The sequence below is a fragment of the Paenibacillus hamazuiensis genome, from assembly GCF_023276405.1.
GTDB lineage: Bacteria > Bacillota > Bacilli > Paenibacillales > NBRC-103111 > Paenibacillus_AF > Paenibacillus_AF hamazuiensis.
On sequence record NZ_JALRMO010000001.1, the window covers coordinates 573,173 to 587,316 of the forward strand.

A 14,144-nucleotide genomic window follows, 5' to 3' on the forward strand; every position below is an offset into this window, starting at 1 on the left:
ATTCAAGTGCAGCAATCCAGGGGAGGAAAACCAAATGAATGTAAAACGTATGACGGCGGCGGCCTTGAGCGTAGCGATGCTGGGAACGGCGGCGGCTTGCAGCGAACCGAAGGATCAAGCCGGAACGGGCGGTTCTGCGGGCTCGGCCGCTCCGGCTCCGGTCACGCTGAAAGGCATGTTGTTCGGAGAGCAGCCGAAGGACATGCAGCTTGTGCTGGACGAATTCGAGAAGCGTACGCAAGGCACGCTGAACACGAAGCTCAATATCCAATGGAACCCGGCCAGCGACCATAAGCAGAAGGTGAAGCTGATGATGGCCGCCGGCGAGGAAGCGGATTTCGTGTTCGACGCCGATTTCATGAACCTGAAGGAGCTCGTGCCGCAGGGAGCGTACATGCAGCTCGACAAATATTTCAACAACGACGCTTACCCGGGATTGAAAAAAGCGTTCCCGCCGGAATACGTCGAAGCGAACAAACGTTATGACGGCCATTTGTACACGATTCCGTTCACCCAGTACTTTTACGATATCGACGTGATTTACATTCGCAAGGACCTCAGGGAAAAATACGGGCTTCCGCCGATAGGCAGCTACGAAGATTTGCAAAAATTTTACGACGTGATCCTGGAAAAAGAAAAAGGCATGACGCCGCTTGCCCTCGCAGGAAGACGCGGCTTCTACAAAATATTCGGCGGGCTCAATCCGGAAAATAACACGGTCCGTTCCGTCGGTGTGGCCGGCGTTAACTTTTTCGTGCATCTGTCGGACGATTTGAAGAAAGTGACGGATGTGGTCGCATTCGGCGATCCGGCATCCGAGCATGCGAAACTGCCGGTGCCGTACAACACACTGAGAAGCGCATACCCGGAGTATGACAAGTACGTGGAATGGACGAAGTACCTGGAGAAGGACGTCCTGAGCCAAAAGGACGGCAAAGCGTTCTTCATGTCCGGCAAAGCCGCTTCCTATGAAGGGAACTTGTCCTCCTTCGCGGCCGACCGCAAAAAGCTGAAGGAAACGAACGCTTCCGCGGATCTGGAAATGTTCGTATACAATGCGAATGTCAGAGACATGAAGCCGAAGGCGATCAGCACGAACTATAAAACGAACAACAGCCTGGCGATCCCGGCCACCTCCAAAAACGCGGACCGGACGATGAAATTTTTCGATTGGCTGTTCAGCAGCCGGGAAAATCACGATCTGTTCGAATTCGGCATACAAGGCAAGCATTGGGAGCCGGTCGGCGACAACAAATTCAAGCTGCTCGACGAGTCGAAAAACTACAGTTTTCCCGGCTATGAGCTGACCTGGAATCCGAATATGATTCGCGTCAATAACGATCTCGACGAAACCGCCAAAAAGTACATCGAATACTCGGCCAAAGCGGATACGTATTATTCGCCGCCGCTGGCCGGTTTTACGTTCGACAATACGAATGTGAAGGCGGAGTTCGCCAACATGAACTCGAAATACGAGCCGTTCCTGCAATTGCTGAAGCTCGGCCAATATAAGGATTGGCCCCTCGAGGCGGCCAAGATGAACGGGGAGTTGAAGGCGCTGGGCCTCGATAAGATCCGCGAGGAGATCCGGAAGCAGGTTCAGGCCTACCTTGACAAGGGCGGCAAATGAACTGAGCAATCTTCATACATCACGATGCGCATTCAGTTCCGACGGACGGAGGTTTTGACGAATGGAGCAAAACAATGGGCAAGAGGGCTTCGCGCACCCGTATTTATATTTTAACCGTGCTTGGGCAGCGCAATTTAGGGCGGAGCTTGAAAAAAACGAACGGATTCGCCGGGAATGGAGCGGCTATCTGAAGCTTGCCGATCAGCTTCTGGAGCAGTCGTTTACGGACGAAGCCTGGGCCGACGCGGAGGATTCGCAGCACGGACGATATGGACCGCCCAGCGAGCAGGTTGCCAGGATGGGGACGGTGCTGGGGCTAGTCTATCAGGTGACGGGAGAGAAAGCGTACGGAGACAAGCTGAAGAGCGCGCTGCTGCATTACAGCGGTTACCGGAAGTGGTACGGCAGCGGACTGCTGAAAAACGACCCGCCATGGCATTCCGAGCTGAACACGTCGCGGTTTTGTCACGGCTTTGCCGTCGGCTACGACTGTATTTACGACCTGCTTGACGCCGGGGAGCGCCGTCAAATTCGGCGGGCGCTCGTGGAGCTGGGCATCCGCCCTACGCTGCGGGACTGGGTACTGCCCGAAACCCGCATTCATGCGCTGGACTCCATGGGGCACAACTGGTGGGCCGTTATGATCGCGCTCGCCGGTGTCGGCGTTCTTGCGGTCATGGATGAGGAGCCGGAGGCAGAGGGGTGGCTGGATGAGATTGTGCGGATTTTCCCGGAGTATTTTCTGTATAAAGGAAGCGTTCTCGGCAGCAAAAGCCCGAATTACGATGAGGCCGGAGCGTTTTATGAGAGCGTCAATTATGCCAATTACGGACTTTACGAATATTTGGTTTTTCGCCTTGCGTATCGGGAAAGGTACGGTTTCACTGATTTTTCGGACATCCCGATGCTGGGCAAAGCCGGCGATTTCTTTTTGCACACCGTATACCCTGCTTCGGAAAGGCCGCTGACGGTCAATTTCGGCGACGGACATATTCTCAGCGGCGCCGTTCAGGCCGTCAAGCTGCTGCTGGCCGGGGGCTATGGCGATCCGCGGCTGCGCTGGTATTTGCAGGAGTGGAACGCGGACTACGGGTTTTACGATTTTATTTATCATGAGCGGATTTGGGGTGCGGAGGCGAAATCGCCTTCCCGCGAGGAGAAGTCAGCGCTTTATTCGGAAATCGGCTGGGCCGTTATGCGCAGCGGCTGGGAGAAGGACCAGACCCTTCTGGCGGTGAAGTCCGGGTTTACCTGGAACCACGCCCATGCCGATGCCGCATCGTTCGTATTGTTCCATGGCGGAAAACCCCTGTTGATCGATTCGGGCAACTGCTCGTACGGGCGCCCGGAATACCATGATTATTACTTGCAGAGCGAGGCCCATAACGTCGTGTTGTTTAACGGTCAGGGGCAGTCCGGGGAAGATTTGCCGCGCGGCGTCAAAGAACCCGGGCAGGTGTACCACCTGGTGGACCACGCCGGGCTGCGTTATGTATACGCGGATGCCGCCGGTCCGATGGCGCACCATTTTTCCCGCAATTTCCGCCATTTCTTATGGGTGGAAGGCGTCATTTTGATCATCGACGACGTTCGCGCGCATCGGGAAGGCACGTTCCAATGGCTGCTTCACTGTGAGGGCGAGGCGGCTGTAGAAGCGCGGGATACGCTTCATATTCGGAACGGCGGGGCGCAGGCGATCGTTCGAACGTTATTTCCGCGCGAGCTGGAACGGAAAGAGAAGATCGGCTTGGCCGACCACGATCCGGATACGAAGGTGACGTATTTCTCGTTCGAAACAACCCGGCCTGCACGTGAGGCTAAAATCATAACCGCAGTAATACCGGTGGATCCGGCTGGTCCCGTTCCGAAAGTAACGTCGCTCGAAGGGCACGAAATGCTGGGAGCGCGAATCGAACGGGGCGGCAAGGTGACGGAGATTTACCTCAATCTTCGCGCGGACGGACGCATCATGCACCGCAACTGCATCGGCACCTTTGACGGGTGGGAGACGGATGCTTATTTGCTCGCTTTCACCCGCAGCGCGGATGCGTGGGAGGCCGGCTTGTCCGCTGTGGAGAGATGCTTTATTTCGCACGGCAGCTTTTTGCGCTGCGGCGGGCATCCGCTCTTTTCGTCGATGTCGCGGGCAACCGCGTGCTGGACGCTGCATCGGGAGGATCTGTCGGTGTCGATTCAAGGACAGCCGTATATTCGCGCGGAGCTTCGTCCCGGGACGGTGCCGCAAAATATATCGGCTGCCGGGGGAGCCGAGATTGTTTCGATACGCGACGGCGTTGTTACGGTTTGCCGGCGCTCACGGATGCCTGCGAGGCGTCCGGGGTGATTTTATTGGACATGTAAAAGCAGCCCGACTCCTGAAGGAGTGGGCTGCTTTTTTTGCCCTCCCAATACGGTGCAGACTTATCCTTCCTTGTTATCCGTCGCGTACATGCTGTCCGTATCGGCCAATATGTGAAGCGCTTCAATAAATTGCACCCGCATCTCCGCAGTTAAAGGCGCCATCAGCTTATCGGCGACCTGGCGCATTGCCGCGCTTGCCTTTTCAATCAACGGCGGCGCAATATCCGTGACCTGCAGCAGCGTGGCGCGGCGATCGTTCGGATCGGGAAGCCGGACGAGCAGCTTTTCCTGCTCCAGCGCATCGACGAATTGGGTGACGGTGCGGGCCTGGATGCCGAGCTTCGCGGCCATTTCGTTCATGCGGATTTTGCCTGCATTATTCACCGCTGCGAGAAAGCGCAGCCGCGGTCCGGTTATGTGGGAAGGAACGTCAAGCTCGGCAAGCATCGTTTCGAACTGGCGGTGGAGGAGATGCGACGTTTTGAATAAATGATGCAGCAGTTCGCCCGATGTAGGGACAGCCCCTTCAGCGGGCTTTTTTGGCGCGCTCATAGAAATCCCCCTTGACAACGCGAGATTAAGGTGATTATATTCATAGTGAGTATACTCACTATATACAAACTCTGTATTTTCATTTTACCTTATTGTTTGAGGAAAGCAAATTGAAAATCTATCCGGAGAGGAAAGTGGGAAATGCCAATTGAACCGAAGAAAAAGTGGCTTATTTTGACCGGGCTGCTGCTTGGGCTGCTGCTGTCGGCATTGGATCAAACGATCGTTTCCACGGCGATGCCGACGGTCGTGAAAGATTTGGGAGGACTTGCGCTTTACAGCTGGGTGTTCTCCATCTACATGCTCGCTTCGACGACGGTCATGCCGATTTTCGGCAAGCTGTCCGATCTATATGGCCGCCGCCGGATGTATTTGATCGGCATGGGATTTTTTATCGCCGGATCAGCCTTATGCGGGCTGGCGTCGAATATGACGGAGCTTATCGTATTCCGCGGGCTGCAGGGGATCGGAGGAGGAGCGTTGTTTCCGCTGGCGCTTACGATTATCGGAGATGTGTTTACAGTGGAGGAGCGCGGCAAATTTTCCGGAATCTTCAGCGGCGTCTTCGCTTTGTCCAGCATTGTGGGGCCGGCCGTCGGGGGATTTATTACGGAGCATTGGCGCTGGGAGTGGATCTTTTATATCAACCTGCCGCTAGGCATCGCTGCATTTGCGATTATCGCCTTGGCGCTTGAAGGGACGGCGAACCGCATCAAAAGGCCGATCGACTGGCTTGGCGCGATCACGATGAGCGGCTCGATCGTATCGTTCCTGCTTGGCCTCGTTCTGGCCGGCGGCGGGGAAAAAGGAGGAGCGGCCATGCATTACGCCTGGAATTCGCTCCCGGTCGTCGGCTTGCTCGTACTGGCTGCGGTTCTGCTCGCGTTGTTTCTGTGGATCGAGACGAAAGCGGAGGAACCGATCGTTCCGCTGCAGCTTGCGCGAAACCGCGTCTTTGTGATGAGCAATACGGCCATTTTCTTTATGAGCGCGGGAATGTACTGCATGATTGCATATATTCCTCTTTTTGTTCAAGGAGTTATCGGCGTGAGGCCGTCCGCTGCCGGTTACATCCTTATGCCGATGATGCTGTCGGTGAGCGCCAGCTCGATCATCGCCGGGAGACTTGTCCGGAAGGTGGCGTTCCGAACCCTCATTGTGCCGGGGATGCTGCTGATGTCCGCGGGACTGCTGCTGATGTCCCGGGTGGACGTGCATACCGGAAGCTGGGAAATGACGGCGTACATGATCTTAACCGGACTCGGTATCGGACCGTTGATGCCGTCCGTTACCGTTGCCGTGCAAAGTGCCGTGGGAGCCTCCATGCGGGGGATCGCCACGTCCAATGTCCAATTTTTCCGCTCGATGGGCGGAACGATCGGCGTGAACGTCATGGGTGGAGTACTGTCCCTTGGAATGGCAAAAGGCCTTTCCACTCCGGGAGATCGACTCGCCTCGGCCGCCCCTGCCCAGCTCAAGAGTCTGGCCGATCTGCAGATTTTGCTTAATCCTGAAAAACGGGTCTCTTTACCCCAGGACGTTCTGACGGCGCTGCAGCATCTTCTTGCGAATGCGCTGCATGGCGTGTTTCTCGCCGGGTTTGCGGCTGCCGTCATCGGATTGATAGCCGGGCTATGCTTGGGCAAGGCGCGCCTGCCCAAGCGGGAAAAGGCGCAAACGGCAGCTGCGGCGCCGTAAGTACGCCTGCCGAAGAGTAGCCCGGAGGGCTTAATTTGTTTGTGGAATCCGGGGCATCCGGGTCTTCGCTGCATATGCAGAACCGGATTTATGTCGCTACCGCGGGAGGGGACACGGCCCAGAGCAGAGTGGCGGTCATTAACGGAGCGAACAACCGGATCATCGCCAATGTGCGGGTCGGGCTCGGAACCGCCGCAGGTGTGGTTGACCGGAGGAATAACCGCGTTTACATGGTGAAACAGGTCGGGAACACCGTCTCGGTCATATCGGGATAAAACCCGGCTTAAGCTCAGTCCCCGACGAGAGGCGCTCGCGGATTTCCCGCAGCGTCTTTTGATCGTAACCGATTCAATACACCACCTCCGCAGACCACTGCCCTTGAATCGGGGCATCGGGCGTTTGCCGCCCTCGATGCGATTCTCCGGCAAAAGCTGCAGGAGGAGATGGTGCGCATATGGCATAAGGAGAGAAAACCGTTTATCTTGGTGACGCACGACGTGGAGGAAGCGATTTTTTTGGCGGACCGCATTGTGGTGATGACGCCCGGTCCGGGGAGGATCAAGGAGATCGTGCCGGTGTCGCTTCCACGCCCGCGTTTAAGAACCGCCGCCGAATTCGTGCAAATTCGCGACAGGCTGGTCCGTCTGCTTCAGTCTGAGGAGACCTCGATGCCGGAGCCGGTTACGGCGGAAATCCGTGGAGGGCTCGAGCCGGTTTACAAGTTTTGAAAAATCGCTTTACAAAAACGAATAATCGTGCTAACCTAAATCCGAGTATTCATATAGGGTATTACACCCAAGTGGACCGGACGACCGGAAACTGGCTGCGCAGCTGCGGCTTGTTTCCGGTTTTTTTTGCTGCCGGGAAATTATGCGGAGCTAATTTTTGCGGGTAAATGGGGGCTCCCCTAAAAGTACCGGGAATATGCTGCAAAGGTTCATTTCACTTTTGGGGGATTTATTCTGCTTGGAGAAGTACGCGAAGTTAATTTTGTAACCGGGAGCTTGTTGCGTTTTTCCGGTGAAACCAAACAGGAACGGAGCGTGGGGATATTGAGCAAAAGGGAAAGAAACGTGCATCTCAATGTGTTTGTACGCATTGCGGGCCACCATGCGGCGGGATGGAAGCACCCCGATGCCGAGCCGCATCGCGATCTGGATATCGACAAGTACGTGGAGCTGGCGCAGCTTGCCGAACGCGGACTGCTCGACTCGCTGTTTACGGCGGACAATTACTCGGGGACGGGCAGAAGGCTGGAGCCGTTCACGCTGCTTTCCGCGCTTGCCGCCGTCACTAAGCATATCGGCTTGATCGGGACGGTGAGCACTACATATAACGATCCGTTTCATGTGGCGCGCAAGTTTTCTTCGCTGGATTTTATAAGCAAAGGTCGCGCCGGTTGGAACATCGTGACGGGGCATTCTCCCGGCGACGGGGATAATATTACCCGGTGGGGAGGTTACCCGGAGCCGGAAAAACGATACGAAATCGGCGACGAATTCGTCGAAGTGACCAAACAGCTGTGGGACAGCTGGGATGAGGACGGCGGCATCGGTGCCGGGGACGAATACGATCTGCGCGTCAATCACCGTAATATTCACGAGATCGATTTTTCCGGCCAATACTATAAGGTGAAAGGACCGCTTAACATTCCGCGTCCGCCGCAAGGTTATCCGGTATTGGTGCAGGCCGGCTCCTCCGAGAACGGCAAAGAGCTGGCGGCGAAGCACGCCGAGGTGATATTTACCGCACAGCAGACGCTAGGAGCGGCTCGGGAGTTTTATACCGACGTCAAATCCCGGCTCGCCAAATACGGGAGACATCCGGATGAGCTGGTCATTATGCCGGGGCTCGGGGCCATTGTCGGCGAAACTGAAGCGGAAGCGCGGGATATCGAAAACGAGCTGTTCTCTTTGCTGAATCTGGAGCATGCCTTGAAGATGGCGTCGCGGTTTTTCGCCGTTGATTTGTCCGCATATTCGCTGGACGATCCGGTGCCGATCGACAAGGTCAAACCGGAAGACAAAAGCAAGCTTGGCGGGATTACGAGCCGCCGGGAGGTTGTGCTGGACGCCGTGCGGAGGGAGAAAACGACGATCCGGCAATTTATCAACCGCAGCGCCGGAGGCCACGGGCATGTTACCTTCACCGGCTCCTATATGCAGGTGGCCGATTTTATCGAGACCTGGCTGCGCGAACGGGGGGCGGACGGATTTAATTTGCTGCCGCAGGTGGTGCCGAACAACCTCGAAGTGTTCATTAACAAAGTGATCCCCGAGCTGCAAAACCGCGGCATTTACCGGACGGCTTACGAAGGCTCCACCTTGCGGGAAAATTTGGGGCTGGCTCGCCCTGAGAATAAAAATAAAGGAATTTGGTCGGCACGTCATCAATTCCCGCAAAGCAGCGTAGCCGAAGCCGCACATTAAACGTAGTCGATATGAGGTGATTGCATTGACGATTTCCGGCAGAAAAGCCCATTTTAACGTATTTATACGCGGAACCGGGCACCATGCCGCATCCTCGCGGCATCCGTCGGTCAATCCGCATGGAAGCCTGGATTTGGAGCATTTCGCGAATCAGGCGAACATCGCCGAGCGCGGCCTGCTGGATGCGCTGTTCGTGGCGGACGGCTATTCCGGCGTATCCCGCCGGCTGGAGCCGTTCACGCTGTTCTCGGCGCTGGCGCTGCGGACGAAGCATATCGGTTTCATCGCCACGGTTGGCACTACATATAACGACCCGTATCACGTTGCCCGCCAGTTCGCTTCGCTGGATCATATCAGCAAAGGTCGCGCCGCATGGAATGTCGTGACGACCGCCCAATCGGCGGCGCATAACTTCGGACGCGACGAGCATCCGGACGTGGAGCAGCGGTATAAGGTCGGCGAAGAATTTGTCGAGGTGGTCAAACAGCTGTGGGACAGCTGGGAGGAAGATGCGCTCGTATACGACAAGGCCAACGACAAGCGGATTGATTTGAACAAGGTGTACAACATCAACTTTGCGGGCGAGTATTACAAGGTGAAAGGTCCGCTGAACATCGCGCGCCCGCCTCAAGGGCATCCGGTGCTCGTGCAGGCCGGCTCCTCCGAAGGCGGTAAGGAGCTGGCGGCGAGAACGGCCGATGCGGTGTTCACGGCCCAGCAGACGCTTGGTGCGGCGCAGGAATTTTACCGCGACGTGAAGGGAAGATTGGCCAAATTCGGCAGAACGCCGAACCAACTGCTTATTTTGCCCGGATTGTGCCCGATCATCGGGGATACGGAAGCGGAGGCGAGAGATTTGGAGGAGGAGCTTTTTTCGCTGCTCGATCTCCGGAAATCTCTTGCGAACTTGTCGCGTTACTTTACCGTGGATCTTGCCGACTACCTGCTGGATGCTCCTGTGCCGCTTGACAAGCTAAGACCGGCGGAGCAGTTCCGGGTAGGCATCACGTCGCGCCGGGACGTCATTATCGACGCGGCGTTCAGGGAGAGATTCACGATCAAGCAATTTGTGAGCCGGAGTGCCGGAGGGCACGGGCATATCACGTTCACCGGCTCCGTCCTGCAGGTCGCCGACTTTATCGAGAAGTGGTTTCGGGAGGGCGGTTCGGACGGCTTCAATATACTGCCGCCGATTTTTCCGAAGGGGCTGGAAGATTTCGTCGACAAAGTGATCCCCGAGCTGCAAAACCGCGGCATTTTCCGCACGGCCTACGAAGGCGCGACGCTGCGGGAAAATTACGGGCTGGCCCGCCCCGAAAACCGCCACAACAAAGTGTGGGCGGCAAGCGGGCAAAGCCTTGCGGCGTCGGGCGACGCAGGCTGGGGGTGACGGCGGTTTGTCCGGAGGGCCGACCGGTCGATGTGGAGGTGACGGGGTTTTTCGGGTGACTCCGTCTGTCCGACGTGGGTGACGGGGTTAATTCTCTGTAACAGCACGGGAGAAGGTGGTTTTTTCGGCGCTGTGCAGTTGGTGAAGCGACGTGTTGTCCGTCCAACGCCCAAAGGCAGTTTTTCCGGGAACTTCCCGGTTGACGGGGAATGTTGTCAGTTAAGCCCTAACAGCTCGCCGTGCTTGCTCCCCGGGGCATAAAGGAACTACAGTGCGCTATAATGGCCATTTTGAGTGATTAGCCGAAAATAAAGGAACTCGGATGCGTTATTTCCCTTTTTTTCCAATGTTTAAGTGATTTTCCATCAGTTTAGCGCACTTCAGTTCCTCTATTTTTGAGATGCGCTCCTTTTCCCGAGAATAGCGAATGTCAGTTCCTCTATGTTTGCGATCTTTGCGAACACCCGGCTGGTTCGGTCTGTTTGTCGGGTCGGCGGGTGAGGAAGACCGGCATGGCAGTTTTTTTCGCTTACGGATGTTATCAAATTTATGCAAAAGAAGGAGCGTGGCTCATATGACATTCCGAACGATTGATCTCATCGAACCGGAATTCGGCTGGTATATGCCGACAAGAGGCGACGGGCCGTATATCGGCGTCAAGCCGGAGCGGGTGGTCGACACGGCGTACATGATCCGGGTCGCTCAAGCGGTGGAGGAAGCCGGTTATACGTTTGCGCTCATTCCGACCGGAGGCGCATGCACGGACGCGTGGATTATGGGAGCTACGCTGGCCGCCCATACGAAGGTGTTCAAGCCGCTGATCGCGATGCGCCCCGGCTTGATCGCTCCGGCGCTCGCCGCCAGGATGGGTGCGACGCTTGACGAGGTGACCGGAGGCCGTGCCTTGTTTAACATCGTGACCGGCAGCTCGGCGGAGGATATGAAGGCGATGGGCGATCCGCTGGCGTTCGACAAGGAGGCGCGTTATGAACGGACGGCGGAATATATCAAGATCGTCCGCCAATTGTGGATCAATTCGCATAACGTCGAAGGCAATACGCTGCTGGCCAACCGCAGCAAGGAGAAGGAGATCGAAAGACTTGATTTTTCCGGCAAATATTTTTCGCTCGAAGGCGGAGTAAGTTATCCGGCCCCGGTTCAGAGGCCGCACCCTCCGTTTTATTTCGGCGGCAGCTCGGTGGCGGCCAAACGGACGGCGGCGGAAATCGCCGACGTTTACCTGATGTGGGCGGAGCCGCTCGACTGGATCCGGGAGCAGATCGAAGAGGTGGAATATCACCGCGAGCGGCTGCGGGTTTCGCAGGGCATCGGCCGGACGATCCGCTACGGCATGCGCGCGCAGGTGGTGATCCGCGACACCGAAGAGGAGGCATGGGCTGCGGCCAAGCGGATCGTTAGCAAGGTCGATCCCGCCACACTGCATGAAACGGAAACGCGTTTTTTGCATGCCGAATCGGAAGGCCAGCAAAGGCAAAACCGGGTGCGCCAGCTTGCGGCGAAAGACGACTACGTGATCGGGCCGAATTTCTGGGCCGGGTTGTCCGCCATTCGCGGCGGGGGAGCGATGGCCTTCGTCGGCACGCCGGACCAGGTAGCGGACCGGCTCATCGAATATATCGACATTGGCGTCTCTTCGTTTATTTTGTCCGGATATCCGAATCTGGAGGAAGCGACGTTATCGGGGCCGCTCATTCCGGCGGTTCGGAGAAAGCTGCGGGAACGGGCGGCATCCGGGCAAAAGATTTCAGTATCGTAACCGAAACTGTGGATCAAGAAATTAACAAATAAGGAGATTTTTGTTGTGACTATTGGACTGAGAAAATTGGGAAGAACCGGCTTGAAGGTGTCGGAAGTAAGCCTCGGGACGATGGCGTTCGGGCGATGGATCGATCAGAAGCAATCGGCCGAGGTGCTGGATGTGGCGCTGGATGCGGGGATTACACTGATCGACACCGCCGACGTGTATGGAAAGGGATCGGACACCGGCAATCCGCTGGAGTCGGGGCAGTCGGAAACGATTTTGGGCAACCTGCTCGGCTCCCGCAGGCAGCAGATCATCTTGGCCACGAAGGTGCACGGACGGGTGGGAGCCGGGGCCAACGACGCAGGGCAAAGCCGCTATCATATTTTTCGCGCGGTCGAAAATAGCCTGCGGAGGCTGCAAACGGATTATATCGACTTGTATCAGGTGCACCGTTTCGATGAGCATACTCCGCTCGAAGAAACGCTCAGAGCGCTCGACGATTTGGTCCGCCAAGGCAAAGTCCGGTACATAGGCTGCTCCAACTACGCCGCTTGGCAAATCGCAAAAGCGCACGGGATTTCGGCGCAGTTGAATTTGCACCGGTACGAAAGTGTACAGCCCGAATACAGCATTATTGCCCGGGGAATAGAGCGGGAGCTGCTGCCCTTCGCCGCTTCGGAGCAGGTCGGGGTCATCGTATACAGCCCGCTCGGACGCGGACTTTTGACCGGCAAATACGCCTTCGAACAGGCTCCTCCTCCGGGGACGCGCGGGGCGGCCGGAGAAAAACGGCTGCAGGCGCTGCTCGAGGAAGAGCGGAATTTCCAAATCGTGGTGCGTTTAAGGAGCATCGCGGCCCGTAAAGGCTGGAGTCTGGCGCAGCTCGCACTCACGTGGGTCGTCAGCAGGCCGCATGTCACGTCCGCCATATTAGGCGCTTCGAATCCGAGACAGGTGCTCGAATCGGTTCAGTATGTCGGTGACAAGCTGAGTGAGAAGGAGCTTGCCGAAATCGATGAGATTACGAGCGGTGCACATCCCGATGTCGCCTTGCAGCGTTGAGAGGGCAGGAAAGCTGTGAATGGAGAAAGGTACCGCTAGGGACGTCCCATATACGCGTGCTGCAGCATTTAATCCGACTATTTTCATGAGCATAGTTTGTTTTAGAGCCGCCCATTGGAGCCGAGGAGCGCTGACAAGATGGCAGGAATATGGATCAATCATTTGTACAAACGATACGGCAAAGACAAACACGATGTCGTGAAAGATTTTCATCTCGAGATTGAGGATAAGGAATTTCTCGTGTTTGTCGGCCCGTCCGGCTGCGGCAAATCGACGACGCTGCGGATGATCGCCGGGCTGGAGGACGTGTCCGAAGGGGAAATTTATATCGGGGATACGCTCGTGAACCATCTGCCGCCGAAAGACCGGGACATCGCGATGGTGTTTCAAAACTATGCGCTCTACCCGAATCTCACGGTGTACGAGAACATCGCCTTCGGTCTCCGCATGCGGAAGCTGCCGAAGCACGAAATCGATCAGGCGGTGAAAAAGGCGGCCAGAGTGCTGGAAATCGAGCCATATTTGGAGCGCAAGCCGAAGGAGCTGTCCGGCGGACAGCGGCAGCGCGTCGCGCTTGGCCGGGCGATCGTCCGAAGTCCGAAGGTGTTCCTGATGGATGAGCCGCTGTCCAATCTGGACGCCAAGCTGCGCGCGCAAATGCGCACGGAAATTATCAAGCTTCACAAGTCGCTGGGTGTGACCTTCATCTACGTGACGCACGATCAGGTTGAAGCGATGACAATGGGCGACCGGATTGTCGTCATGAAGGACGGCATCATCCAGCAGGTCGACAAGCCGGAGGTGATTTACCGCTATCCGAGCAATACGTTCGTCGCCGGCTTTATCGGCTCGCCGCAGATGAATTTTATCGAGGGACGCATCGTCGAAAACGTTCCGGGCAAGCTGGAATTTTCCACCTCGCGGTTTTCGCTGGAAATTCCTGCGGATACAGCCGGAATGCTGCTCAAACATAAGCAGCTGAACCGGACGGTGACGATGGGGCTGCGGCCGGAGTATATCAGCCTGGAGGGGCTGTACTCCGACACGCTGCTGACCGGCGAGTGCAAGCTGAGCGAGCTGATGGGGGCGGACCGCTTCCTGCATCTCGATATCGGGCAGGACCGGCTGCTCGTTGTCCGGGTGAACCCGCATTTCCAATACGAGGACAACGAAAAAGTGCGGATTGCGCCGGATATGACCAAAGCGTTGTTTTTTCACATCGATACCGGCGAAAGATTCAAAGATTAGGGAACCGGC

General features: G+C 56.5%; 11 protein-coding genes. 10 read left to right on the plus strand and 1 reads right to left on the minus strand.

The genetic code is table 11. The features are described 5' to 3' along the window. Positions 1-34 precede the first annotated feature (34 nt). Positions 35-1,630 carry an extracellular solute-binding protein gene (locus MYS68_RS02325; RefSeq protein WP_248924277.1) on the plus strand — a complete coding sequence of 532 codons (1,596 nt, stop codon included), beginning with the start codon at positions 35-37 and terminating at the stop codon, positions 1,628-1,630. Between the two features lie 61 nt (positions 1,631-1,691). Then, on the plus strand, positions 1,692-3,974 hold the full coding sequence (locus tag MYS68_RS02330; protein WP_248924278.1) for a heparinase II/III domain-containing protein: 2,283 nt from the start codon (positions 1,692-1,694) through the stop codon (positions 3,972-3,974). 77 nt (positions 3,975-4,051) lie between these two features. On the opposite strand, the gene MYS68_RS02335 is transcribed toward MYS68_RS02330, so the two are convergent. Further along, positions 4,052-4,543 (minus strand): MarR family winged helix-turn-helix transcriptional regulator, encoded by a 492-nt coding sequence (locus MYS68_RS02335; protein WP_248924279.1) that lies wholly within the window; start codon positions 4,541-4,543, stop codon positions 4,052-4,054. Between the two features lie 141 nt (positions 4,544-4,684). Here MYS68_RS02335 and MYS68_RS02340 point away from each other — a divergent pair, with 141 nt between their 5' ends. The 8 genes from MYS68_RS02340 to MYS68_RS02375 all read left to right on the plus strand — a co-directional run bounded on the left by MYS68_RS02340 (position 4,685) and on the right by MYS68_RS02375 (position 14,135). Beyond that, positions 4,685-6,241 carry an MDR family MFS transporter gene (locus MYS68_RS02340; RefSeq protein ID WP_248924280.1) on the plus strand — a complete coding sequence of 519 codons (1,557 nt, stop codon included), beginning with the start codon at positions 4,685-4,687 and terminating at the stop codon, positions 6,239-6,241. A 35-nt stretch (positions 6,242-6,276) separates the two neighbouring features. After that, positions 6,277-6,516: a YncE family protein gene (locus tag MYS68_RS02345; RefSeq protein ID WP_248924281.1), complete on the plus strand. Its 240-nt coding sequence runs from the start codon at positions 6,277-6,279 to the stop codon at positions 6,514-6,516. 168 nt (positions 6,517-6,684) lie between these two features. After that, complete coding sequence (locus MYS68_RS02350; RefSeq protein ID WP_248924282.1) at positions 6,685-6,969, plus strand: hypothetical protein; 285 nt, start codon at positions 6,685-6,687, stop codon at positions 6,967-6,969. Positions 6,970-7,293: 324 nt separating this feature from the next. Next, positions 7,294-8,670: an LLM class flavin-dependent oxidoreductase gene (locus MYS68_RS02355; RefSeq protein WP_248924283.1), complete on the plus strand. Its 1,377-nt coding sequence runs from the start codon at positions 7,294-7,296 to the stop codon at positions 8,668-8,670. Between the two features lie 25 nt (positions 8,671-8,695). Next, on the plus strand, positions 8,696-10,060 hold the full coding sequence (locus MYS68_RS02360; protein WP_248924284.1) for an LLM class flavin-dependent oxidoreductase: 1,365 nt from the start codon (positions 8,696-8,698) through the stop codon (positions 10,058-10,060). A gap of 574 nt (positions 10,061-10,634) precedes the next feature. Then, on the plus strand, positions 10,635-11,837 hold the full coding sequence (locus MYS68_RS02365) for an LLM class flavin-dependent oxidoreductase (protein ID WP_248924285.1): 1,203 nt from the start codon (positions 10,635-10,637) through the stop codon (positions 11,835-11,837). A 51-nt stretch (positions 11,838-11,888) separates the two neighbouring features. Then, positions 11,889-12,887: an aldo/keto reductase gene (locus MYS68_RS02370; protein ID WP_420852200.1), complete on the plus strand. Its 999-nt coding sequence runs from the start codon at positions 11,889-11,891 to the stop codon at positions 12,885-12,887. 138 nt (positions 12,888-13,025) lie between these two features. After that, the gene (locus tag MYS68_RS02375) at positions 13,026-14,135 is read left to right on the plus strand and encodes an ABC transporter ATP-binding protein (RefSeq protein WP_248924287.1); all 1,110 of its coding nucleotides are present in this window, start codon (positions 13,026-13,028) and stop codon (positions 14,133-14,135) included. Positions 14,136-14,144: the final 9 nt, after the last annotated feature.

What these genes read in the sequence shown, in the direction of transcription:
- MYS68_RS02325 (WP_248924277.1), top strand. Translation starts at nt 35, where the DNA reads ATGAATGTAAAACGTATGACGGCGGCGGCCTTGAGCGTAGCGATGCTG.
- MYS68_RS02330 (WP_248924278.1), top strand. Translation starts at nt 1,692, where the DNA reads ATGGAGCAAAACAATGGGCAAGAGGGCTTCGCGCACCCGTATTTATAT.
- MYS68_RS02335 (WP_248924279.1), bottom strand. Translation starts at nt 4,543, where the DNA reads ATGAGCGCGCCAAAAAAGCCCGCTGAAGGGGCTGTCCCTACATCGGGC.
- MYS68_RS02340 (WP_248924280.1), top strand. Translation starts at nt 4,685, where the DNA reads ATGCCAATTGAACCGAAGAAAAAGTGGCTTATTTTGACCGGGCTGCTG.
- MYS68_RS02350 (WP_248924282.1), top strand. Translation starts at nt 6,685, where the DNA reads ATGGTGCGCATATGGCATAAGGAGAGAAAACCGTTTATCTTGGTGACG.
- MYS68_RS02365 (WP_248924285.1), top strand. Translation starts at nt 10,635, where the DNA reads ATGACATTCCGAACGATTGATCTCATCGAACCGGAATTCGGCTGGTAT.
- MYS68_RS02375 (WP_248924287.1), top strand. Translation starts at nt 13,026, where the DNA reads ATGGCAGGAATATGGATCAATCATTTGTACAAACGATACGGCAAAGAC.